We start from the raw sequence: 20,728 nt of genomic DNA on the forward strand, positions 1-20,728 counted from the left end.
CACCCGATCCCATCCCGAACTCGGCCGTGAAACCAGTCTGCGCCGATGGTACTATTGCTCAAGCACTGGAAGAGTAGGGCGTCGCCAGGCATTGAAGCTCGCGCAAAATCAGCAAAAACCCATTCACCTTGTCAAAATAAAGGCGGCCCCAAAGCCGCCTTTTTTGCGTTACCCCACAACCAAGGGGCAACCAGTGTCGCGGGATGGAGCAGCCCGGTAGCTCGTCAGGCTCATAACCTGAAGGTCGTAGGTTCAAATCCTACTCCCGCAACCACACCAACGCACACAATACGCCCGCCCCTCAAAGGCGGGCTTTTTGCCGTCCAGCCCTCATCACAAACCCAAACCAATCACCGATAGCTGACGGCCATAATCCGCCTCGCAGAGATGGCACGACCGCCGATAGCTGAAAAAGCGATCAGCCTGGCTATATGTATCCTCGTCGAGCAGTTCGACCCGACCAACGCCAGCGCCCGCCACGCGCGCCGCGACATAGGCCGCAATGTCGAACTGGCGATGCCCCGCACGCCCTTCCGAAAAGAAACGCTCGTTCGCCCCGTCATCCGCCTCGAACCGCAACGCAAAGGCATCGGTAACCTCATAGGATGCCCGCCCGATGCATGGCCCGATCGCCGCAACGATCGCGCCCCTGCCCGCACCCAATGCCTCCATCGTCGCAATCGTCCGGTCGGTTACGCCGCCGATGGCGCCCTTCCATCCGGCATGCGCAGCCCCCACGACGCCCGCTTCAGGATCGGCAAACAGCACTGGCACGCAATCCGCCGTCAATATCCCCAGCAACAGCCCAGGCCTGTCGGTCACAAGCGCGTCGGCAGCGGGCCGAGCGTCATCTGCCACCCCCGCGTCAACCGTCACTACGTCCGCCGAATGAACCTGATGCACCGTCATCAGTGCCGATCCCGGCAGAACGGCGTCGCGCACCAGATCGCGATTGCGCCGCACCAGGGCGGGGTCATCCTCGGACCCAAGCCCGACATTCGCGCCGGCATAGAGCCCCGTTGAACATCCGCCGCGCCGTCCGGCGAAGCCGTGCGGCATGTCTGCCAAACTCCGCGCCCGGATCAATTCAACCACGCTGTTCCCCTTATTCACTGCCGACATTCATGTCATCGCCACGCAACATACTTGCGCGGGACGATTTAGGCGATAGTCTCCCCTATCAGAGCATAGGGGGACGGGGCCACCGACCGCCCAGGCAAGATATCGATAAAAGGGTTTCATTGATGATATTCGGGCGGGTAAAATCTCTCGACGCCATATTGGCGACGGCCGAGAAGAAATCGCTGCATCGGTCGCTGGGTGCATTCCAGCTGACGATGTTGGGCATCGGCGCCGTGATCGGCACCGGCATTTTCGTGCTGACGGCCGAAGCCGCGCAAAAGGCGGGACCGGGCATGATGCTCAGCTTCGTCATCGCCGGTTTCGTCTGCGCCGTGGCAGCGCTCTGCTATGCCGAAATGGCCGCCATGGTGCCGGTCTCCGGTTCCGCCTACACCTATAGCTATGCCGTCATGGGCGAGTTGATCGCCTGGATGGTTGGTTGGGCCTTGATCCTCGAATATGCCGTCGCGGCAGGCGCGGTATCGGTGGGCTGGTCCGGCTATGTCGTCGGCCTGATCGAACATACATTCGCGATGGACATCCCTGATCTCCTGACGCGCGGGCCCTTTGATGGTGGCATGGTCAACCTGCCTGCCATGCTGATCGCTGGCCTCGTCACCTGGCTGCTGGTCATCGGCACCAAGGAAAGCGCGTCGGTCAATGCCGTTCTGGTGCTGATCAAGGTCGCCGCACTGACCCTGTTCATCGTCCTGGCGCTGCCGGTCATGAACATGGAAAAATTCACCCCGTTCGCACCGCTGGGCTTCTCCGGCATATCGGCGGCGGCCGCGTCGATCTTCTTCGCCTATGTCGGTTTCGACGCCGTCTCCACCGCCGCAGAAGAAACCAAGAACCCGCAGCGCAACATGCCGATCGGCCTGATCGGCTCGCTCGCCATCTGCACCATCTTCTACATGCTGGTCGCCGCTGGCGTCATCGGCACGGTGGGCGCGCAGCCCGTCACCGAAGCCGGCATTCCGATCGCGCAGGGCGGCATCGCCCTCGCGCCCGGATCGACCGCCCTGTCGGCGCAGTGCGCTGCCCTTGCCGCCGCTGGCACGGAAGCGGTCACCTGTTCGAAGGAAGCGCTGGCCTGGACCTTGCGTGAAATCGGCTGGCCGCAGATCGGCAACCTGCTCGGCCTGGCCGCCGGCCTCGCTCTGCCGTCGGTCATCCTGATGATGATGTTCGGCCAGACCCGCATCTTCTTCGTCATGAGCCGCGACGGCCTGTTGCCCGCGATGTTTTCGAAGGTTCACCCGACCTACAAGACGCCCTATGTCATCACCATCATGACCGGCGTCTTCGTGGCGCTGTTCGCGGCCTTCTTCCCGGTCGGCATATTGGCGGACATCTCCAACTCCGGTACGCTCTTCGCCTTTGCCGCCGTGTCGATCGCGGTGATGATGCTGCGTCGGACCGACCCCAATCGTGCCCGCCCGTTCCGCACCCCGGCGATCCTGTTCACGGCGCCGGTCGCGATTGCGGGCTGCATGTATCTATTCTGGAGCCTGGGCGTCGAAACCAAGCTGATGTTCGTTGGCTGGGCCACCCTCGGCCTCATCGTCTATTTCGCCTATAGCCGCAGCCGCAGTCATGTCGGACGCGGTAATGATGGGGACGTGCCGGAGCATGATGCGGGCATCCCGCCCCAACCCGTGCCGCCGCTACCCGGCGCGCATACGCCGGGTGGGCAGGACGCCTGATCGACCAACGAAAAAGGGGCGGGAAACCGCCCCTTTTTTGTGCCTGTCCGTCCATGTGCGCTTGGCTTCAAAGGTTCAATGCAGCGCCTTGAACTCGATGTCGCGCAGGCTGCTCATATTCGGCCGCGTGAACATCTTGCCGCGCTCGGCCCAGACGACGATCAGGAAGGACAGGCTGCCGAACACCAGCAGGCCCAGCGTCAGCGGCAAGGTGGTGCCATTGAAGGCCTGGCCGACGATCGTGCCCAGCGCGCTCGACAAGGCAGTCGTGAGAAAAGCCTGAAAGGACGAAGCAATGCCCGCGCCCCTGGAGAAGGGCTCCATCGAAATGGCGCTGAAATTGGACGCGGTGAAGGCGACCGTCATCATCGTCATCGCCTGAAGCACCATGAAGGTGACCAAGGTTTCACGCCCCGCCCAGATCACGCCGCTATGCACGAGGGCGATCAAGATGAAGATGATCAGCGCGCCCTGGCTCAACCGACGCGCGCCGAATCGCGATACCAGGCGGCTGTTGATCAGGCTCCCTACCCCCATCGATCCGGCGATCAGGGCAAAGCCGATCGGGAAAAAGCCCTGCGCATAGAAGATATCGAAGAAAATCTGCTGCACCGACAGGATGAAGCCGATCAGCCCCCCCATCACCACGCCGCTGGCCAGCATATAGCCGATCGAACTGCGCGTCCGCATCACGGTGCCGACCGTGGTCCATAGCGTGCGCGGCGTGATCCGCATCCGGTTATCGGGGTGCAGCGTTTCGGGCATGCGGATCAGCATCCACAACAGGATCAGGCTCGCCTGGATCGCCAGCGCCCAGAAGATCCAGCGCCACGGCGCAATCCACAAGATCGCCTGACCGAAACTCGGTGCCATCACCGGGATCAGCATGAACACCGCGAAGATCAATGACATGACCCGCGCCATGGCATCGCCCTTGAACCGGTCGCGCACGATGCCGACGGTGACGACTCGGCTGGCGCCTGCAAAAAAGCCCGCGCAGGTGCGGCCGACCAGCAGCATGGTGAAACTCGGCGCCACCGCGCAGGCGATCGATGCCATGATGAACAGCGCCATCGACCATCCCAACACGCTTTTGCGCCCGAATCGGTCGGACAGGACGCCGAACAACAGGGAGCCAAGGCCCAACCCCAGAAAATAGAGGCTGATGATCAATTGCCGGTCATTGGGCTGCGGGATCGCCAGATCGAGGCTGATGGCGGGCAAAGCGGGCAGCATCGGGTCAGTCGACAGCGCGTTCATCGCCATCAGGCACGCGCATAGCAGCACGAACTCGCGGAAACCGATCTGCTTTTCGCCCGGCGTTGCGGGCTGGGGGGACGATTGGGCCATGGCATGGCTATGGGGATGAAGGCCAAACGACGCCACCCCTTATCTGTCTCTTCCTGACGCTCGCCTCCGGCCGCATTAACCCTACTACGCCCGATTCTTTGGGCCATTCGCAGGAAATCACGCCGCAGGCGTTAACCATTTTTTATCGGATGCTGGTCCAACCTGCCCGCAATGAAAAACCGCAGGGTCGATCCATTGAATTAGCTGGGCAAGGGGAAGAACATTATGGGCAATAGTAGCAAGAGCGCGCAGTTTCTGATGGAAAGCCGCCTGTCGCACGCGACGAGCGGATCGGCAGAAGCCTGTTTCGACCTGGGTGTCGCCTATAGCTGCGGCACCGGCGGCATGCCGGTCGATCTTGTCGAAGCCCATAAATGGTTCAACCTTGCCGCCCTGCGCGGCAGCGAGGAAGGCCAATCGATGCGCGCCGAAATTGCCGAGGAAATGACCGCGCGCCAGATTGCCGAAGCGCAGCGTCAGGCACGCGCCTGGATGGTGACGACGCAGATTGGCGTCGCGTGACAGCTACCCTTTCCTGAACGGCGTTCGCTCCGCCAGCCATTGGCGGTCCTGCTGCACGCCTGCCCGTTCGGCGGCCAGGAAATCCGCGACCGCGCGGCGGAAACCGGCATTGGGGATATGATGGGCTGACCAAGTGGGTTCCGGCGCATAGCCCCGCGCCAGCTTGTGCCCGCCCTGCGCACCTGCCTCCACGCGCTTGAGCCCGCGCGATATGGCAATGTCGATCGCCTGATAATAGCATAGCTCGAAATGCAGGTTGGGCACATCCTCGCTGCACCCCCAATAGCGGCCATAGAGCGCATCGCCGCCGATCAGGTTGAGCGCGCCCGCAATCGCCCGCCCCTCGCGCAACCCCAGCACCAGCAGCACCTTGTCGGCCATCGTCTCGCTCAGCAGCGAGAAGAAGGATCGCGTGAGGTAGGGCGTCCCCCATTTGCGCGCGCCGGTATCCTGATAGAAATCCCAGAATATGTCCCAATGGGCTTCGGTGAGCGCGCCGCCGGTCAGATGGACGATGTCCAGCCCCGCGACCGCCCGCGCCCGCTCCTTGCGGATATTCTTGCGCTTCTCGCTCGACAGGTCGGCCAGGAAATCGCCGAAATCGCCATAGCCGCGATTGGTCCAGTGAAATTGGCTGTCTTCGCGAATCAACCACCCCGCCGCTTCGAACAGCGGCACCTGATCGGCCTCCACAAAGGTCGCATGCGCCGACGACAGACTGTTGCGTTCCACCAGCGTCTCGATCCCGGCAATCAACGCCGGGGCAAAGGCCTCGTCACGCAGCAGCAACCGGGGGCCGGGCACGGGCGAGAAAGGCGCGGCGATCTGAATCTTGGGATAATAGCGTCCACCGGCCCGCTCCCAGGCATCGGCCCAGCCATGGTCGAACACATATTCGCCCTGGCTATGGCTTTTGCCATAGGCTGGCACGGCGGCGGCGATTCGCCCATCGGGTCCATCGATCACCAGCGGCAAGGGCTGCCACCCGGTCCCTTCTCCCACACTGCTGGATCGTTCCAGCGCGGTCAGGAAATCCCAACTGACGAAGGGGTTGGCCGATCCGGCGCAGGCATCCCACTGGTCGCGCGGCAATTCGGCGACGCCCGCGACGATGCGCGCCACCCACTCAGTCACGGGGCGTCTCGAAGATGATCTGGTCGGCATGCCGCGCCGCGCGCGCCTGCTCATCGTCGCTACGCACCGTCCAGGTCAGCACGGGCCGCCCTTTGGCGCGGGCGTGGGTGGCAAAGGGGGAGGGGAGGTCACGAATATCACAGGCGAGAAAGTCGGGTTTCCCCAACCAAAGTGCAAGGGCGCGCGCGATCATGCCACGCACCGCTCCCTTCCCCTGCTGCGTCAGCACCAGTCCGCGCGCTACCTGCGGCGCGCACTGTCCGAACCAGCGCAGCACCAGGGGATTGAAGGACATGATCGCCACGGGGGCATCGCACCAAGCAGCCATATCGCGCGCAACCGCCGCGCAGAGCGGCGCAACCGTGCGCCCCTGCACCTTGATCTCGACAAGCAGCGGCACACCACCGCCGCACCGCTCCAGCAACGCCGCCAATCGCGGGATGGCACCGCCATCGGGCAAGGCCAACGCATCCAGATCGGCCGCATCCCGCGCGTCGAGACTGCCCGCTACGCCGGTCATCCGCGCCAGCATCGCATCATGAAAGACAAAGGCGACGCCATCGCGGCTCGCCCGCACATCGCATTCGATGCCGCATCCGGCGGCGATGGCGGCGTCAAACGCCGCCATGCCATTTTCGCTGATGCCCGCCCCGTGCAGCCCGCGATGGGCAAAGGGGCGGGCGGTCAGCCAGGACAGCCGATCAGGCCGCCCGGACAAGGACGATCGCGTCGATTTCCACGACTGCGCCGAGCGGCAGCACGGGCACGCCCACGGCGCTGCGCGCATGCTTACCCGCGTCGCCGAACACATCGACCATCAGTTCGGACGCGCCATTGGCGACCTTGGGCTGGTCGGTGAAGGACGGCGCGCTGCTGATGAAGGCGCCCAGTTTCACGACGCGCTCGACCCGGTCGAGGCTGCCGAGCGCCGCCTTCATCTGGGCGATCAGGTTGAGGCCACAGATGCGCGCGGCGGCGACACCATAGTCAAGGTCGCGATCTTCACCCAGGCGTCCGGTCATCAGGCCGTCGGGCGCCAACGAAATCTGCCCGGAAATATGCAACATGCCGCCCGCTTCCACGCTCGACACATAAGCGGCGACCGGGGTGGCGGCCTGGGGCAGGGTGATGCCGAGTTCGGCAAGGCGGGCGTCGATGCTCATGATAAGGCTCCATCAGTGGGGATAAGGGGAAGGGGGGCCGGACCCTGGGCCAGCCGGTCCATGATCCAGGCTTCGGCCGCGACCCAATTGTCGATCCGCGCATGGGCATGGGGGGCGTCGGGCACGTCGGCGGCGATATCCGGCTCGCCGACAAAGTGCAGCCGCCACACGTCGGGCGCATGGCGCGCGACCGATTCATGATGTTCGGCCAGGTCGTCGATGAACAGCGCGACGCTGGGCGCGCGCTCCGCCACGATGCGGGCGAGCGGTCGACCCTTCGGTCCGTTATTCCAATGGACCGGCATGTCGAGGCCATAGGTCGCCAGTTGTTCGACCCGCTGCATATGATGGCGTTCGCCGATATTGGTCAGCACTTCGATGTCGGCGATCCGGGCCAGTCGCCCCAGCGCCTCGATCGCGCCCGCGATCGGCGACTGCCGATGCATCTCCGTATCGAAAAAGGCGATCAGCAATTGCCAGACATGTTCGCGCTCCAGCACCAGACCACTATCCTTGTGGCGCAGCGCCTCGGCAAAGCCGCGTTCGCGCATGTCGAAATCCACCGCATGGGTCTCATCCAGCCAGGCGCGCAGCGGCACGACCATGTGCAACAGCACCTCGTCGCAATCGGTGATGATCAGGGGGCGGGTCATCGGCTCAAAATCTCCTGCGCCGCGATCAGCGCGGCGGGTGTGGTGTCGATCGCCTGGGCACAGGCGATCAGGTCCGGCTCATGATTGGCCAGAAAGGCGAGGATGGCCGCCATGATCGCCGGATCGCCCACGCCCGCGCGCAAGGTTTTCACGTCGATCCCGGTCAGCGCCAGCAACCGGTCCGCCCGCGATTCCTCCGCCAGCGTCCAGCCCAGCGCCATCAGCGCCAGCGTCATCGCGTCGTTAACGCTATCCTGCTTGCCATTCGGTTGGTCGGGTCGCATGGGTGTTTCTCTACGGGAAAGCCGCGTTGACGGCGTGCTTGCCTTGGGATGATCGTTAAAATCGTGGGTGACTGGTGGCAAAGCGCGTGCTCGTTGTCGAGGACAACGAACTCAATCTCAAACTTTTTTGCGATCTGCTGCGGGCGCATCACTATGACGTGCTGCCGCTGCGCGACGGGCGCGACGTCCTGGCACAGGCGCAGGCCTTCCTGCCCGACCTCGTCATCACCGACATTCACTTGCCCCATGTCAGCGGCCTGGACCTGATCATTTCCCTGAAAGCCGACGCACGCCTCGCGGCCGTGCCGATCATGGCGGTGACCGCTTATGCCGGAAAGGGCGACGAGGACCGGATTCGCGCGGCAGGCGCGCAGGCCTATGTGTCCAAGCCGATCTCGGTGCTGCGTTTCATCGCGCAGGTCAGCGCGCTATTGTAATAGACGGGTCCGACACGTCGCTGTTTTGTCATACATATTTCATCACCGCTACTTCGTCACGCCCCCGACACGTCATCCTTCTCTGCCAACTCCTGGCGCAAGGGCGCGGCCGCCGGCCGACCGCCTGTCACAGCACGGGGGTAAATTCCTAATGTCTCATCTGACCGACGAAGCGCGCGCGCCTTTCCGCGACGCGCAGCCGACCATCGCCATGGGCGACAACAGCCTGGAGGCGATCGTCGCCGCCAATCCGGCCCGCCGCACGATCCTCAAGAACGGCCTGATGGGCCTGTCGATCCTGCCGATGCTGGGCACGCTGGCGGCCTGCGGTGATGACGACAATGATTCGGCGACGCCAACCCCGACGCCCACCCCGACCCCAACGCCCACCCCGACCGACAGCTACGCCATCACCTTCGCGGGCGTCGCCGCCAATCAGAATGACACCGTCACGGTGCCCACGGGCTACACCGTCGACGTGCTGCTGAAGGCTGGCGATTCGGTCGAAACCGGCACCCCCTATTCGGGCAATTTCCCGACGCCTGCCGATGCCGAGAAATGGGCTGGCGGCAACCATGACGGCATGGAATATTTCGAACTGTCGGGTACGGATGCAAACGCAGGCGGCCTGCTGGCGCTGAACCACGAATATCCCGACTTCAACATCCTGATGGGCGGCAGCTATGATGCCGCGACCGCAACCGCTGACCAGAAGGCGCTCGCTCTGTCGGCCGTCGGTATTTCGGTCGTTGAAATCGCCAAGGGCAGCGACGGCAAATGGTCGGTCAAGGCGGGCTCGCGCTTCAACAAGCGCTATACCGGCAATGACCTTTACCGCGTCGGCGGCCCCGCTTCGGGTCTGCTGTCGGGTCAGGTCAAGGGCATGCTGAACAACTGCGCGTCGGGCCGTACCCCCTGGGGCACATACCTCACCTGCGAAGAAACCACCGACAATTATCTTGATCCGACCCAGCCCGAAAATGACTATGGCTGGGTGGTCGAAATCGACCCCTATCAGGAACTGGCCGCCCCGACGAAGCGCACCGCGCTTGGTCGTTTCAGCCATGAAAACACGGCCTATATGGCCAATAGCGACAGCCGCGTCGCCATTTACATGGGCGACGATTCGACGCCGGGCTGCATCTATAAATTCATCCCCGATCGCGCCTTTTCCACGGCCAACCGGGCCAACAATGTCGACCTGCTGGACAATGGCACGCTCTATGTCGCGCGCTTCAACGCCGACGGTTCGGGGGAATGGCGTGCGCTGACCTGGGGCCAGAACGGCCTGGTCGTCGGCGCGTCTGACCCTGGCGATGTCAGCCAGTTTGCCACTCCCCCGGCACCGTCCACCGTCAATTTCGCCAATCAGGCGCAGGTGCTGGTCAACTGCCAGTCGGCGGCGCGCGTTGCGGGCGGTACGGTCATGGATCGTCCCGAATGGATCACGGTTGCCCCCGACAACAGCGCCGTCTTCGTCACGCTGACCAACAATAGCCGCCGTGTCACCACCGATGCCGCCAATCCGCGCGCGACCAATCGCCATGGCCACATCATCAAGTTCAAGGAAGAGGGCAATTCGCCGCTCGCCATGAAGTTCACCTGGGAAATCTTCCTGCTCGCGGGCAGCCCGACCCTGGCCGAGGCCAATCTGAAGGGCGACATCAACGGCGATCCCTTCTCCAGCCCCGACGGCCTGCGGATCGATCCCAAGGGTCGCTTGTGGGTGCAAACCGACGCCAGCACCAGCAGCGCGACGACATCGGTCTTCGGCAACAATGCGATGTATTATGTCGATCAGACCACGAAGAAGTCGACCCGCTTCCTGGTGGGGCCAACCGGTTGCGAAATCACCGGCCTTGCCTACACGCCGGACCTCAAGACCTTCTTCGTGAACATCCAGCATCCGACCGGCAACTGGCCGGTGGCGGGACAAGAGCCACGCTCCTCGACCATCGTCGTGCGCCGCACGGACGCCAAGCCCGTCGGCAACTAAGATCGGACAAGCCCCTTCCCCTTCGGGGGGAGGGGCATTGGATTGGGGACGTGTCGATCATACCAAGGTGCATTGACGAGAACCTATAGCTTGTTGTTCCCCGGCGAAGGCCGGGGTCCAGTCCCACGGTCAGAACTGGACCCCGGCCTTCGCCGGGGAACAGCGCGCATCAGTCAGCCTTATGGCGCGATGGTATCACGTCCCCACTGCCCGCCCATGAAACCAAACAGCAAAAGGCCCGTTCCCCTAAGGGACGGGCCTTTTGCTGTAACAAAAACCGATCAGGCGTACGGACGAAAAGTCCGCAGCGGCTTACTTGATCTTGGCTTCCTTGAACTCGACATGCTTGCGCACGACGGGGTCATATTTCTTGAAGCTGAACTTCTCGGTCTTGGTGCGCGGGTTCTTCTTGGTGACGTAGAAGAAGCCGGTGTCAGCCGTGCTGACGAGGCGAATCTTGACAGTTGCTGGCTTGGCCATGGCCCAAAATCCCTGGTCGAATCATGTAAAAGAAAAAGCGTCCCCCCAAGCGTGTCGAGGAGGGCTGCCCCGTTTCAGCGCCCGCCCTTGGGGCAGATTCGGGTTGATGTCAAGGCTGGGCCATGATCGTCGCCCGCCGCCATGCCGGTTTACGCGGCCTTAACCCCATAAGCGCATGATCGCCATCGGGGCAAGAAGAGGGAAGGCTTCCCATGCGACATGATCCGATGCTGGCCATATTGGCGGACCTGATGCGCCGGGTCGACGGGATTGCGAGCGAACGCGGCCATGTATCCGTGGTGCGCCTGCATGACGAGGTCGACCAGATCCGGCATATCGCCCGCGCCTTTCACCTCGATGCAGTCGAAGGGCTGGCGGGCACGCTCGAATCGGCCCTGTCGCTACACGGTCTTGGCCCGGTGGTGCTGTCCTATCTCGACCTGATGCGCGATGCGATCGCGACGGAAAGACCGGTCGCCACCATGATGCCGCCCGTCGCCCGCCCCGCGCCGACCATCGCGCTGCGCGCCTGAACGCGCGCCGCTGATGGACGCCCTGCTGCTCGCCCTTCTCGGCTGCCTGCTCGGCGAAATCGGCGACAAGAGCCAGTTGCTCATTCTCGCTTTGGCGACGCGCTATGACCGCAATGGCGCGGTCATCGCCGGGATCATCGTCGCCGCTACCACCAATGCGCTGATTTCCGCCTTTGCCGGGGCATGGATCGGCCCGATGCTGGGCGCGGATGCCCGGCTGCTCTTCCTCGCGCTGTCCGTCCTGTTCCTGGGGGCCGGGCTGCTGTGGCGGGTCAAGATGCCGGATACGCTCACCGGCTGGCCGACCGGCGCGTTCCTGACGACCGCGCTCGGCCTCTTCATCCTGGGTTTCGGCGATGGTCCGCAATTTCTGATCCTGGGCATCGCCACCCGCACGGGCAACCCGGCACTGGCCGCGATCGGCGGCGCGATCGGCGTCATCGCGGCGCTGGTGCCCATCGTTCTGCTGCGCGACCGCCTGCTGGCGTCCATCCCTGTGCGCCTCATTCGCGGCGCGGGGGCGGCGATCCTGCTGCTGACGGGCGGCATCATGGCGATCACGGCGCTCGGCCTGCTCTGATCGCTTTCTTTCATAAGGCTGATCGCGTTTTTTGGTGGCACCTTATGGACTGCCGATCATTATATGTTCGAAACCATTTCGCGAAACAGGAGCACATCCATGACAGCCCCCGATCTAAAGACCCCGACCGACCTTAAGAGCAACGAGACCAAGTCCGTTGCGCAGGCGCTGAACGGTGCGCTTGCGGACAGCTATGCGCTCTACCTCAAGACCAAGAATTTCCACTGGCACGTCTCCGGCCCGCATTTCCGCGACTATCATCTGATGTTCGACGAGCAGGCCGCCGAAATTCTCGCCACGACCGACCTGATCGCCGAGCGCGTGCGCAAGACCGGCAATGTCACCCTGCGCTCGATTGGCGATATTTCCCGGCATCAGAGCCTCAAGGACAATGACGCCGATTTCGTCAGCCCGGCCGACATGCTCAAGGAATTGCGCGACGACAATCTGGCGCTGGTCGAAGCCTTCCGCGTCGTGAAGGCAGCGGCGGCCGAAGCAGGTGACAATGCCACCGAAGGCGTCGTCGATGACTGGACCGACCAGGCCGAACAGCGCGCCTGGTTCCTGTTCGAAGCAGGCCGCGGCGCGTAATTTCTAATCCTCAACCGTTCGGTTCGAGCAGCTTCGAGCGAAGTCGAGGAGCGCCCGTCGAGAACTGGTCAAGACCGGTTCTCGACACGCTCGAACCGAACGGAAGGGGAAGTCAGGCTTCTGTAACGACTGAAATAGCGACGATCTCGACCGCATCCGCCTTCCCGGCAAAATCCACCGTCTCGCCAACGCCCGCGTCCATCATCGCGCGCGCCAGCGGCGAGGAGAAACTAATCCGCCCATCGGCTGGATCGGCCTCATCATCGCCGACGATCATGACGCTCTTGTCCCGCCCGTTCAGGCGATAGGTCACCCGGCACCCAAAACCCACCGCCTCGCCATCAGCCACTGGCTGCAATTGCGCCGTCGCGCGCCGCGTTCGCCAATAGCGCAACAGCCGCTTATGTTTCTTGGCGGCCTCTTCCTCCATGGCATCGGTATCGACCGCCTCCAGCGTCGCCGCCATCTCCTGCGTCAGCCGCAGCCCCCGCGCCGTCACCCAATTGGGACCGGGCGGCAGCGGCAGCTCGAACTTGGGCTCCATATGCTCGTCATCGCCTTCACGGCGAAAGGCGACGCTCACGCCTCAATCCTCATCAAACAACCCGGCGAGCTGCTCGACCATCGTCCCGCCCAACTGCTCGGCATCCATGATTGTCACCGCACGCTTATAATAGCGCGTCACATCATGGCCGATGCCGATCGCGACCAGCTGCACCGGCGAGCGGTTCTCGATCCAATCGATCACCTGGCGCAAATGCCGCTCCAGATAGGTGCCGCTATTGACCGACAGGGTCGAGTCATCGACCGGCGCGCCATCGGAAATCACCATCAGGATGCGCCGTTCCTCCTGGCGCGCGATCAACCGGCTATGCGCCCACAACAGCGCCTCGCCGTCGATATTTTCCTTCAGCAGCCCTTCGCGCATCATCAGGCCCAGATTCTTGCGCGCCCGCCGCCACGGATCATCCGCCTTCTTGTAGACGATATGGCGCAGGTCGTTGAGCCGCCCCGGCATCGGCGGACGCCCGGCCGCCAGCCATTCCTCGCGCGCCTGCCCGCCCTTCCACGCCCGCGTGGTAAAGCCCAATATCTCGGTCTTGACCCCGCACCGTTCCAGCGTGCGCGCCATGATGTCGGCGCTGATCGCCGCGATGCTGATCGGCCGTCCGCGCATCGAACCTGAATTGTCGATCAACAGCGTCACCACCGTATCGCGAAACTCGGTATCGCGCTCGATCTTGTAGGTCAGCGACCGGGTGGGATCGATGATGACCCGCGCCAGCCGCGCCGCGTCCAGCATCCCCTCATCCTGGTCGAAATCCCACGACCGCGACTGCTGCGCCATCAACCGCCGTTGCAGCCGGTTGGCGAGCTTGGTCACCGCCCCCTGCAGGCTGACCAATTGCTGGTCGAGGAAGCCGCGCAACCGCACCAGCTCATCCTCGTCGCACAATTCGTCGGGCGTGACGATCTCGTCATGCTTGAGCGTATAGGCCTTGTAATCGAACCCCGGCGGCAGGTCGGACATGGGCCGATTGGGGCGGACCGGCATCATGCCTTCCTCGCCCATATCGTCCGCGCCCGCATCGCTGTCGGCCTCGAACTCGTCGCTATAGTCGGTCTCACCCTCTTCGGTGTCGCCGCCCTGATCCTCGGCGCGCGCCTCGGCATTCACATCGCTGTCGCCGGACTCGTCCTGCCCGCTATCGCCGTCCTCGGACTGATCCTCCTGATCCTCGCCCTCATCCTGCGCTTCGGGCTCGTCCAGATCGGGCGGCACATCGGCATCGATCAGTTGCAGATGTTCCAGCATCGCCGTGGTCAGCTTCTGGAACGCGCGCTGATCATCGATCGCCAGCGCCAGCGCATCCAGGTCATGCCCGGCCTTGTCCTCGATCCACTGATCGACCATCGCCACGCCCGCCGCGACATCCTTGGGGATCGCCTGTCCGGTCAGCCGTTCGCGCACCTTGAGCGCCAGCGCGGTGGACAAGGGCACCTCGTCCGCCGACCGCGCCCGGCGGATCGCATCGGATTTCAGCCGCATGTCGAGCGCATGGTTGAGGTTGGCACGCACCCCCGCCATCGCCCGCGACCCGATCGCCTCGACCCGTGCCTGCTCGACCGCATCGAACACCGCGCGCGCCACCGCCTCGCCCGGCGCTGAAGACCCGTGAATCTTCGCGTTATGATAGCGCAGCTTTAGCGCATTGGCGTCGGCAAAACCCCGCGCCAGCGCCACCTGATCAGCGGGCAGATTGCGCCCCGGCGTCGGCACCTTGATCGCCTTGCCCGCCAGATGCGGCGCATCGGCGGTAAAGCCCACCTCCACCTCGGCATCACGCGCAATCGACCGCGCGGTGCCGGACAGCACATCCTTGAAAGCATCGATGGGGGAGCGTTCGGTCATCAGCCTTCCGGGTCGCCGGTGCGCGGCACGGCGATCGTCTCGATCTGCGTGTCGACGTCGCTCATCAACTTGTGGATCGGACATTTCGCCGCGACCGCGATCAGTTTCTCATGCTGCTCGTCGGTCATCGGCCCGGTCAGGGCGATGCGCGTGGTCAGCTTGTAGAGGCCCTTGCGCTCTTCACTCGCATCGCGGATCACGCCGACGTGGATGCCTTCGACCGGAATGGCATTGCGCTGCGCATACCATAGCATCGTCATCGCCTTGCAGGTGCCGAGCGCCGCATCATAAAGGTCATGCGGGTCCGGCCCGTCATCCGCCCCATCGGGCGCGGCCATGTCGGCGACGATCTCATGCCCCCTGATGCTGATCTTGTGCGCGGTCCCGTCCGGCGCGATCCGCTCGACGACGATCATCAGGCGGCCCGGCCAGCCACGCTTTCGGGCAGATCCTTGCCGAACACGCGCTGATAATATTCCGCCACCAACGCCCGCTCCGCCTCGTCGCATTTGTTGAGGAAGCTCAGGCGGAAGGCGAAGCCGACATTCTTGAAGATCAGCGCATTCTGTGCCCAGCTGATCACCGTGCGCGGCGACATCACGGTCGAAATATCGCCGTTGATGAAGCCCTGCCGCGTAAGTTCGGCCACCTTGATCATATTCTCGACTTCCTTGCGGCCGCCCTCATGATCATATTCGCCGGACTTGGCCAACACCACCTGCGCTTCGGTGGCGGCGGGCAGATAGTTGAGCGCCACGACCAGGTTCCAGCGGTCCATCTGGCCCTGGTTGATCTGCTGCGTGCCATGATAGAGGCCCGTCGTATCGCCCAGGCCCACCGTATTGGCGGTCGCGAACAGGCGGAAATAGGGGTTGGGCCGGATCACGCGATTCTGGTCGAGCAAGGTCATCTTGCCATCGGTTTCCAGCACCCGCTGGATCACGAACATCACGTCGGGGCGCCCGGCATCATATTCGTCGAACACCAAAGCGACCGGCCGCTGCAAGGCCCAGGGCAGCAGCCCTTCCTTGAACTCGGTAACCTGCTGGCCTTCTTTCAGGACGATGGCGTCGCGGCCGACCAGGTCGATACGGCTGATATGCGCGTCCAGGTTGATGCGGATACACGGCCATTTCAGCCGCGCGGCAACCTGCTCGATATGGCTCGACTTGCCGGTGCCATGATAGCCCTGCACCATGACGCGGCGGTTGAAGGCAAAGCCCGCCAGGATCGCCAGCGTGGTGTCTGGATCGAACACATAAGCGGGGTCGAGGTCGGGCACGCGCTCGTCGGCCTGGGAAAAGGCCGGAATCTGCATGTCGACGTCGATGCCGAACATATCGCGCGCGTTCACAAACCGATCGGGGGCATCCAGCAGCGTTTCGGCGCGGGTATCGGGCTGGACGTTGGAAATATCGTTCATCGGGTCATCATCTTCCTGCGAGTCATGCCAGCCCTAACCGATCCAGGAAGGCCATGTCGAGACAATGGGGGCTGGCACTGCCCGGATCAAGCGGCCCATTCGGCCAGATTGGCTTCCTGTCCGATCAACGCCAGCCCATGGGCGATGGAGGTCAGTTCGCCGCCACTGGCAATCCGTGCCTCGCCAAAACGCTTGCGGAAGATATCGCGAATGGCCGGGATCAGCGACGATCCGCCGGTCAGGAACAGCCGATCGATCGCATTTGGCGTCACACCCGCCTTGGCCAGCGCCGCGTCCACCGTCGCTTCGATCCGCGCAATATCGGGCGCGATCCAGGTCTCGAAATCGCGCCGCTGCACTTGCTGCTCAATCTCCAGCCCGCCGCCCGAAAAGCGGAAAGTGGCGCTGTCCGCGTCGGACAAGGCGCGCTTGAGCGACCCCACCGCATCATAAAGCGGATAGCCCAATTCCTTCTCGATCACGGTGATCATCCGCCCGATCGCCGCCGGGTCGGTCGCCGCTTTCTTCAGCCGCGCCAGTTCGTCCATCGTTCGCCGGTTGCGCATCAGCGCCAGGCGCGACCAGTCGGCGAAATCGGCGAAATGGCTGCGCGGTATCTCCAGCGTCTTGCCGAACGACTGATAACTGCCGCCCTTGCCCAGCATCGGCAGCACCAGATGGTCCATGATCCGATAATCGAACCGGTCGCCCGCTATGCCGATGCCCGCCGACCCCAGCGGCACGCAGCGGCGCGCGGCACCGGGGGCTTCGACCCGCACGATCGAAAAATCGCTGGTGCCGCCGCCGAAATCCGCGACCAAAATCGTCGCGGGTTCGGTCAGGCGGCTGGCATAGCTGAACGCCGCGCCCAATGGTTCATAGACATAATGGATGTCGGTGCCGAACCCAGCGAACATCGCGTCATAGCGTTTGCGCGCCAGCGCTTCGTCGGGCCGCGATCCGGCATATTCCACCGGTCGCCCCACCACGATCCGCTCCGGCCGCGTCGCCAGCGCGCCGCCCGCATGGCCGACCATCCGGTCCAGAAACATCGCGCCAAGCTCCTCGAACCGGAATCGCTTTTCGAACACATTGGCGGTTTCGAAGATCGGGCTGGCGGCCACCGACTTGAACGACTGGAGAAAACGGCTGTCTTCGGGATATTCCATATATTCGGCGATCGCCCATGGCCCCGCCTCATGCGCCAATCCGCCTTTGGCCCCTTCCTCATGCCAGAAGCACAAGGCCGATCGAAACACCGCGCCGGTCGCTTGATCGCCGACAAAGTCCACCAGATCCGACTCCTGGCCGGTCGCGATGGCGACGACGCTGTTGGTCGTGCCGAAATCTAGGCCCAGCGCGCGCGGCACATCCTGCATGATTCATCTCCGGGGAAGGGGGCTGCGCGCTATGACAGCCGCGCCGTGTGCCCGCAAGGCTAGCCTCTGTCCTACAAGGCCGCCGATCGCTATAAGCATAAAGTGTCGAGGCCAGAGGTGGCGTAATAAAATTACGAGACGGCGAACGAAAATATCGAAAACAGCGGGAAATATGCGAAGCTAAGCGAAAACCGCCGCCTTGCGCAAATGGGCATAGGCCTGGATCACGCCCTGCAACGCGCCCTCATGGCTGCGGTCGCCGCCATTATGGTCGGGGTGATAGCGGCGCAGCAATTGGGTATAGCGCGTCCGCAACGCCTTGCGGTCGGTATCGATGCCCAGGCCCATGACGCCCAGGGCCTTGCGATCCTCGGCGGACAGAAATTGGCCATCCTGCCGCACCTGCGCATCGGCACGCGCCTTGGCCATCCGTTCCTTGAACTTCGCGCCGATCGCATCGAGCGGATCGACGAAATCGGCCCATTTGGGCGAAGGACTATGCGCATTGGCGGAAAAGGCGCGCGTCTCCCGCTCCCACCCTGCATAGGGGCGCTGCGCCGCCGCGATTTCGTCGGGGGACATGCCGGTGAAGAAATTATAGCCCTGGTTGAATGCTTTGACATGGTCGAGGCAGAACCAGCGCCAGCGCGGCCCCTCATCCCCCGGTCGCGCGCTGCCTTCCGCCGGGGGAGCGCGGAATTCGCCGGGTTCCGGGCATCCGGGCGCCGCGCAGGGGCGGTCGCCTTCCACCCGGCCATGAAAGCGGTTGAAACGACGGTTCGAGAAAGGGTCGGTCGACAAACTTGTCCTGATGCATGACGCGGCAAAGCGTTTATATAGGGGACATGACCCAGATTCTGAAAGGCCCCGTGGCCACCGAAATCGAAGCGCGGCTGCGCGACGCCCTGAACCCGCAACAGCTCGCCGTGATCGACGACAGCGAAAAGCATCGCGGCCATGCCGGGCATGACGGGTCGGGCGAAAGCCATTTCACCGTCGACATCGTCGCTGATCGCTTCACCGGGCAAAGCCGCGTCGCGCGTCAGCGTCTCGTCAACGCCGCGCTGGCCGATCTGCTGCGCGATAAAGTTCACGCGCTGGCGATCAAGGCCCGCGCCCCCGGAGAAGCCTGATGACCCTGGACGATCTCATCCTGCAAAGCATCGCGCCCACCACCCATAATCTGGGCGATTTCAAGGTTCACCGCTCGCTCCCGACCAAGGGACGCACGATGGTCGGCCCCTTCATCTTCTTCGATCAGGCTGGCCCGGCAAAGCTGGATGCAGGCCATGGCATCGACGTGCGCCCCCATCCGCACATCAACCTGTCTACCGTCACCTATATGTATGAAGGCGCGTTCCTCCACCGCGATTCCCTGGGCACCGAACAATTGATCGAAGCAGGCGCGATCAACCTGATGACCGCGGGCAAGGGCATCGTCCATAGCGAACGCTCGCCCGACGACGAACGGGCGAAGGCCTCCAAATTATCCGCGATCCAGACCTGGCTGGCTTTGCCCGACGCGCTGGAAGAAATGGACCCGGCCTTCGAGCATGTCAGCGAAGCCGGCCTGCCAGTGATCGAGGACGGGCTTGTCCGCGCCCGCGTCATCATGGGGTCGCTCTGGGGCGAGACCTCGCCCGTAACCACCTATGCGCAGACCATCTATGCCGACATCCAGCTATCGCCCGGCGGCCGCATCCCGATCGACCCGTCGGCCGATGAACGCGCCATCTATGTTTCCGGCGGCGATGCCGCACTCGACGGCATGATGCTGACGCCACAGACGCTCTACGTCCTGCGCCCCGGCACCCGCGCCACGCTGATGAGCGTCGATGGCGGCCGCGTGATGCTGTGCGGCGGCGAAGCCTTCACCTCGCCCCGCCATGTCTGGTGGAATTTCGTCTCGTCCCGCCCCGACCGCCTCATGCAGGCGCGCGAAGACTGGGAAGCGCTCCGCTTCCCCCTCATCCCCGGCGACGATCAGGAGTTCATCCCCATCCCGCAAGGCCGACCCAAAACGGTAAGCTATCCCTGAAAAACCCCGTCATCCCCGCGAAGGCGGGGACCCATCTCCCGACATCAAATCTGCCGATAGGTTAGGAGATGGATTGCCGCCTGCGCGGCAATGACGGCGTATCAAGGCTCATCCTACTGCACAAAAGTCAGCGACAAATTCTCGGCATTTTTGGGAATGTCGATCCGGCTTTCGTTGATCGATGCCTCTTCGCCGGGCTTCAACCGGGCCTTGTCGGCCTTGGTGGTCCAACTGAACACCAGCCGGTTCTGCTGGTCGCGCAACTGCACCAGCACCGGCGGCACCGGCAACGCCTGTGTCCCGCTATTCACGATCCGCGCGCCAAAGGCGAAATATTCCTCGCCCGTCGGCAGCTTGCGCCGCTCGGCGGGTTTGGAAAGATAGAATAGCAGGTCGGGATCGCCCTCTTCGGCGACCAGTCCCATGCTGACTGCCCATCCCGGCGGCCCGAAATAATAGAGCGCGCCGCCCGCCGCTGCCACAATCAGGGCAAAGGCGACGGCAGCGTAGGTCCATAATTTGAGGACATTGCGGCGACGCTTGACCGGCAGGGCAGGCGCGGGTTCGCTGTCCTCCACCCGGCTGACGGGGGCACCGGCATAGATGTCGTCGAAGCGGTTGTTCGCTGGCGCCGAAGGCTCCGGCGCAACCGGCTCGGCGGCCTGCGTGTCGGGAACCGCCTCGACCGGCGGGGCAACGGGCGCTGGTTCCGGCGATGGCGGCACTGCCACCGGCGGCGGCGCAGCGTCCGCTGGCTCGTCCGCCCGTCCGGGCAGGATGGCAGGCTCCTGGAACCAGCTATGCTTGCAGGCGGCACACCGCACCTGGCGGCCATTCGGGCCGACGGCGCTGTCCGGCACGACATAGCGTGTCGCGCAATGGGGACATAGCAGGATCATGACGCTTCATAGGCATGGCAGGGAC

The 20,728-nt window shown here is 63.7% G+C and carries 24 protein-coding genes, 1 tRNA gene and 1 rRNA gene; 11 read left to right on the forward strand and 15 right to left on the reverse strand.

Features of this window, described 5'->3' with window-relative positions; translation table 11 throughout:
- Positions 1 to 90 (forward strand): 5S ribosomal RNA (gene rrf / locus SxD43FB_RS11035); the annotation flags it as partial.
- 107 nt (positions 91 to 197) lie between these two features.
- Positions 198 to 274: transfer RNA gene (locus SxD43FB_RS11040), tRNA-Met, on the forward strand.
- A gap of 59 nt (positions 275 to 333) precedes the next feature.
- On the opposite strand, the gene pgeF is transcribed toward SxD43FB_RS11040, so the two are convergent.
- Complete coding sequence (gene pgeF, locus SxD43FB_RS11045; RefSeq protein ID WP_096062334.1) at positions 334 to 1,095, reverse strand: peptidoglycan editing factor PgeF; 762 nt, start codon at positions 1,093 to 1,095, stop codon at positions 334 to 336.
- A 149-nt stretch (positions 1,096 to 1,244) separates the two neighbouring features.
- On the opposite strand from pgeF, the gene SxD43FB_RS11050 reads away from it, so the two are divergent.
- Complete coding sequence (locus SxD43FB_RS11050; protein WP_069065586.1) at positions 1,245 to 2,828, forward strand: amino acid permease; 1,584 nt, start codon at positions 1,245 to 1,247, stop codon at positions 2,826 to 2,828.
- Between the two features lie 75 nt (positions 2,829 to 2,903).
- Here the strand turns inward: SxD43FB_RS11050 and SxD43FB_RS11055 are convergent, their stop codons facing one another.
- A complete protein-coding gene (locus SxD43FB_RS11055; RefSeq protein WP_096062229.1) occupies positions 2,904 to 4,178 on the reverse strand; it encodes a multidrug effflux MFS transporter in 1,275 nt (424 codons plus the stop codon).
- A 225-nt stretch (positions 4,179 to 4,403) separates the two neighbouring features.
- On the opposite strand from SxD43FB_RS11055, the gene SxD43FB_RS11060 reads away from it, so the two are divergent.
- The gene (locus SxD43FB_RS11060) at positions 4,404 to 4,700 is read left to right on the forward strand and encodes an SEL1-like repeat protein (protein ID WP_037477232.1); all 297 of its coding nucleotides are present in this window, start codon (positions 4,404 to 4,406) and stop codon (positions 4,698 to 4,700) included.
- A 3-nt stretch (positions 4,701 to 4,703) separates the two neighbouring features.
- Here SxD43FB_RS11060 and SxD43FB_RS11065 read toward each other — a convergent pair whose 3' ends face one another.
- The 5 genes from SxD43FB_RS11065 to SxD43FB_RS11085 are packed head-to-tail and all read right to left on the reverse strand — an operon-like array spanning position 4,704 to position 7,934.
- The gene (locus SxD43FB_RS11065; protein WP_096062230.1) at positions 4,704 to 5,834 is read right to left on the reverse strand and encodes a GNAT family N-acetyltransferase; all 1,131 of its coding nucleotides are present in this window, start codon (positions 5,832 to 5,834) and stop codon (positions 4,704 to 4,706) included.
- Entirely contained in the window at positions 5,827 to 6,552 is a 726-nt protein-coding gene (locus tag SxD43FB_RS11070) for a glycerophosphodiester phosphodiesterase family protein (protein WP_096062231.1), read from the reverse strand. Before SxD43FB_RS11070 ends, SxD43FB_RS11065 begins: the two co-directional genes overlap by 8 nt.
- Entirely contained in the window at positions 6,536 to 6,997 is a 462-nt protein-coding gene (locus tag SxD43FB_RS11075; RefSeq protein ID WP_096062232.1) for a RidA family protein, read from the reverse strand. The genes SxD43FB_RS11070 and SxD43FB_RS11075 overlap by 17 nt, the downstream gene beginning before the upstream one ends.
- Entirely contained in the window at positions 6,994 to 7,650 is a 657-nt protein-coding gene (locus tag SxD43FB_RS11080) for a hypothetical protein (RefSeq protein WP_096062233.1), read from the reverse strand. The genes SxD43FB_RS11075 and SxD43FB_RS11080 overlap by 4 nt, the downstream gene beginning before the upstream one ends.
- The gene (locus tag SxD43FB_RS11085; protein ID WP_096062234.1) at positions 7,647 to 7,934 is read right to left on the reverse strand and encodes a DUF3572 domain-containing protein; all 288 of its coding nucleotides are present in this window, start codon (positions 7,932 to 7,934) and stop codon (positions 7,647 to 7,649) included. Before SxD43FB_RS11085 ends, SxD43FB_RS11080 begins: the two co-directional genes overlap by 4 nt.
- Positions 7,935 to 8,008: 74 nt before the next feature.
- Here SxD43FB_RS11085 and SxD43FB_RS11090 point away from each other — a divergent pair, with 74 nt between their 5' ends.
- Together SxD43FB_RS11090 and SxD43FB_RS11095 are read left to right on the forward strand one after the other, a co-directional pair.
- The gene (locus SxD43FB_RS11090; RefSeq protein ID WP_176482752.1) at positions 8,009 to 8,371 is read left to right on the forward strand and encodes a response regulator; all 363 of its coding nucleotides are present in this window, start codon (positions 8,009 to 8,011) and stop codon (positions 8,369 to 8,371) included.
- A gap of 151 nt (positions 8,372 to 8,522) precedes the next feature.
- Positions 8,523 to 10,367: a PhoX family phosphatase gene (locus tag SxD43FB_RS11095; protein WP_096062235.1), complete on the forward strand. Its 1,845-nt coding sequence runs from the start codon at positions 8,523 to 8,525 to the stop codon at positions 10,365 to 10,367.
- Between the two features lie 312 nt (positions 10,368 to 10,679).
- On the opposite strand, the gene rpmG is transcribed toward SxD43FB_RS11095, so the two are convergent.
- On the reverse strand, positions 10,680 to 10,847 hold the full coding sequence (rpmG, locus tag SxD43FB_RS11100; protein ID WP_037472289.1) for a 50S ribosomal protein L33: 168 nt from the start codon (positions 10,845 to 10,847) through the stop codon (positions 10,680 to 10,682).
- 212 nt (positions 10,848 to 11,059) lie between these two features.
- Here rpmG and SxD43FB_RS11105 point away from each other — a divergent pair, with 212 nt between their 5' ends.
- From SxD43FB_RS11105 to SxD43FB_RS11115, 3 genes are all read left to right on the forward strand, one after another.
- Complete coding sequence (locus SxD43FB_RS11105; protein ID WP_096062236.1) at positions 11,060 to 11,380, forward strand: hypothetical protein; 321 nt, start codon at positions 11,060 to 11,062, stop codon at positions 11,378 to 11,380.
- A gap of 13 nt (positions 11,381 to 11,393) precedes the next feature.
- Complete coding sequence (locus SxD43FB_RS11110) at positions 11,394 to 11,960, forward strand: TMEM165/GDT1 family protein (protein WP_096062237.1); 567 nt, start codon at positions 11,394 to 11,396, stop codon at positions 11,958 to 11,960.
- A gap of 99 nt (positions 11,961 to 12,059) precedes the next feature.
- On the forward strand, positions 12,060 to 12,551 hold the full coding sequence (locus SxD43FB_RS11115) for a DNA starvation/stationary phase protection protein (RefSeq protein WP_096062238.1): 492 nt from the start codon (positions 12,060 to 12,062) through the stop codon (positions 12,549 to 12,551).
- A 112-nt stretch (positions 12,552 to 12,663) separates the two neighbouring features.
- On the opposite strand, the gene SxD43FB_RS11120 is transcribed toward SxD43FB_RS11115, so the two are convergent.
- From SxD43FB_RS11120 to SxD43FB_RS11145, 6 genes are all read right to left on the reverse strand, one after another.
- Positions 12,664 to 13,134 carry a GreA/GreB family elongation factor gene (locus tag SxD43FB_RS11120; RefSeq protein WP_096062239.1) on the reverse strand — a complete coding sequence of 157 codons (471 nt, stop codon included), beginning with the start codon at positions 13,132 to 13,134 and terminating at the stop codon, positions 12,664 to 12,666.
- 3 nt (positions 13,135 to 13,137) lie between these two features.
- Positions 13,138 to 14,964, reverse strand: coding sequence for a cobaltochelatase subunit CobT (gene cobT / locus SxD43FB_RS11125; protein ID WP_096062240.1), 1,827 nt, complete (start codon positions 14,962 to 14,964; stop codon positions 13,138 to 13,140).
- Positions 14,964 to 15,380 carry an OsmC family protein gene (locus SxD43FB_RS11130; RefSeq protein WP_096062241.1) on the reverse strand — a complete coding sequence of 139 codons (417 nt, stop codon included), beginning with the start codon at positions 15,378 to 15,380 and terminating at the stop codon, positions 14,964 to 14,966. Before SxD43FB_RS11130 ends, cobT begins: the two co-directional genes overlap by 1 nt.
- Positions 15,380 to 16,387, reverse strand: coding sequence for a cobaltochelatase subunit CobS (gene cobS / locus SxD43FB_RS11135; RefSeq protein ID WP_037472772.1), 1,008 nt, complete (start codon positions 16,385 to 16,387; stop codon positions 15,380 to 15,382). The genes SxD43FB_RS11130 and cobS overlap by 1 nt, the downstream gene beginning before the upstream one ends.
- Before the next feature lie 86 nt (positions 16,388 to 16,473).
- Entirely contained in the window at positions 16,474 to 17,766 is a 1,293-nt protein-coding gene (locus SxD43FB_RS11140; RefSeq protein WP_096062242.1) for an Hsp70 family protein, read from the reverse strand.
- 180 nt (positions 17,767 to 17,946) lie between these two features.
- Positions 17,947 to 18,567, reverse strand: a complete 621-nt coding sequence (locus SxD43FB_RS11145; RefSeq protein WP_096062243.1) for a J domain-containing protein — start codon at positions 18,565 to 18,567, stop codon at positions 17,947 to 17,949.
- A gap of 44 nt (positions 18,568 to 18,611) precedes the next feature.
- Between SxD43FB_RS11145 and SxD43FB_RS11150 the strand changes: the two genes are divergently transcribed.
- Positions 18,612 to 18,899 (forward strand): BolA family protein, encoded by a 288-nt coding sequence (locus SxD43FB_RS11150; RefSeq protein ID WP_037472779.1) that lies wholly within the window; start codon positions 18,612 to 18,614, stop codon positions 18,897 to 18,899.
- Positions 18,899 to 19,804, forward strand: a complete 906-nt coding sequence (locus tag SxD43FB_RS11155; protein ID WP_096062244.1) for a pirin family protein — start codon at positions 18,899 to 18,901, stop codon at positions 19,802 to 19,804. Before SxD43FB_RS11150 ends, SxD43FB_RS11155 begins: the two co-directional genes overlap by 1 nt.
- A gap of 113 nt (positions 19,805 to 19,917) precedes the next feature.
- Here the strand turns inward: SxD43FB_RS11155 and SxD43FB_RS11160 are convergent, their stop codons facing one another.
- A complete protein-coding gene (locus SxD43FB_RS11160) occupies positions 19,918 to 20,703 on the reverse strand; it encodes an MJ0042-type zinc finger domain-containing protein (protein WP_096062245.1) in 786 nt (261 codons plus the stop codon).
- Between the last annotated feature and the right edge of the window lie 25 nt (positions 20,704 to 20,728).

The organism is Sphingobium sp. D43FB (assembly GCF_002312805.1).
Taxonomy (GTDB): domain Bacteria; phylum Pseudomonadota; class Alphaproteobacteria; order Sphingomonadales; family Sphingomonadaceae; genus Sphingobium.

Bases quoted from the DNA above. Each gene is read 5' to 3' on its own strand.
- SxD43FB_RS11160 (WP_096062245.1), bottom strand. From the start codon at position 20,703: ATGATCCTGCTATGTCCCCATTGCGCGACACGCTATGTCGTGCCGGAC.
- cobT (WP_096062240.1), bottom strand. From the start codon at position 14,964: ATGACCGAACGCTCCCCCATCGATGCTTTCAAGGATGTGCTGTCCGGC.
- SxD43FB_RS11085 (WP_096062234.1), bottom strand. From the start codon at position 7,934: ATGCGACCCGACCAACCGAATGGCAAGCAGGATAGCGTTAACGACGCG.
- SxD43FB_RS11155 (WP_096062244.1), top strand. From the start codon at position 18,899: ATGACCCTGGACGATCTCATCCTGCAAAGCATCGCGCCCACCACCCAT.
- SxD43FB_RS11115 (WP_096062238.1), top strand. From the start codon at position 12,060: ATGACAGCCCCCGATCTAAAGACCCCGACCGACCTTAAGAGCAACGAG.
- rpmG (WP_037472289.1), bottom strand. From the start codon at position 10,847: ATGGCCAAGCCAGCAACTGTCAAGATTCGCCTCGTCAGCACGGCTGAC.
- SxD43FB_RS11150 (WP_037472779.1), top strand. From the start codon at position 18,612: ATGACCCAGATTCTGAAAGGCCCCGTGGCCACCGAAATCGAAGCGCGG.
- SxD43FB_RS11140 (WP_096062242.1), bottom strand. From the start codon at position 17,766: ATGCAGGATGTGCCGCGCGCGCTGGGCCTAGATTTCGGCACGACCAAC.
- SxD43FB_RS11050 (WP_069065586.1), top strand. From the start codon at position 1,245: ATGATATTCGGGCGGGTAAAATCTCTCGACGCCATATTGGCGACGGCC.
- SxD43FB_RS11130 (WP_096062241.1), bottom strand. From the start codon at position 15,380: ATGATCGTCGTCGAGCGGATCGCGCCGGACGGGACCGCGCACAAGATC.
- SxD43FB_RS11080 (WP_096062233.1), bottom strand. From the start codon at position 7,650: ATGACCCGCCCCCTGATCATCACCGATTGCGACGAGGTGCTGTTGCAC.
- cobS (WP_037472772.1), bottom strand. From the start codon at position 16,387: ATGAACGATATTTCCAACGTCCAGCCCGATACCCGCGCCGAAACGCTG.
- SxD43FB_RS11105 (WP_096062236.1), top strand. From the start codon at position 11,060: ATGCGACATGATCCGATGCTGGCCATATTGGCGGACCTGATGCGCCGG.
- SxD43FB_RS11095 (WP_096062235.1), top strand. From the start codon at position 8,523: ATGTCTCATCTGACCGACGAAGCGCGCGCGCCTTTCCGCGACGCGCAG.
- SxD43FB_RS11055 (WP_096062229.1), bottom strand. From the start codon at position 4,178: ATGGCCCAATCGTCCCCCCAGCCCGCAACGCCGGGCGAAAAGCAGATC.
- SxD43FB_RS11060 (WP_037477232.1), top strand. From the start codon at position 4,404: ATGGGCAATAGTAGCAAGAGCGCGCAGTTTCTGATGGAAAGCCGCCTG.
- SxD43FB_RS11110 (WP_096062237.1), top strand. From the start codon at position 11,394: ATGGACGCCCTGCTGCTCGCCCTTCTCGGCTGCCTGCTCGGCGAAATC.
- SxD43FB_RS11075 (WP_096062232.1), bottom strand. From the start codon at position 6,997: ATGAGCATCGACGCCCGCCTTGCCGAACTCGGCATCACCCTGCCCCAG.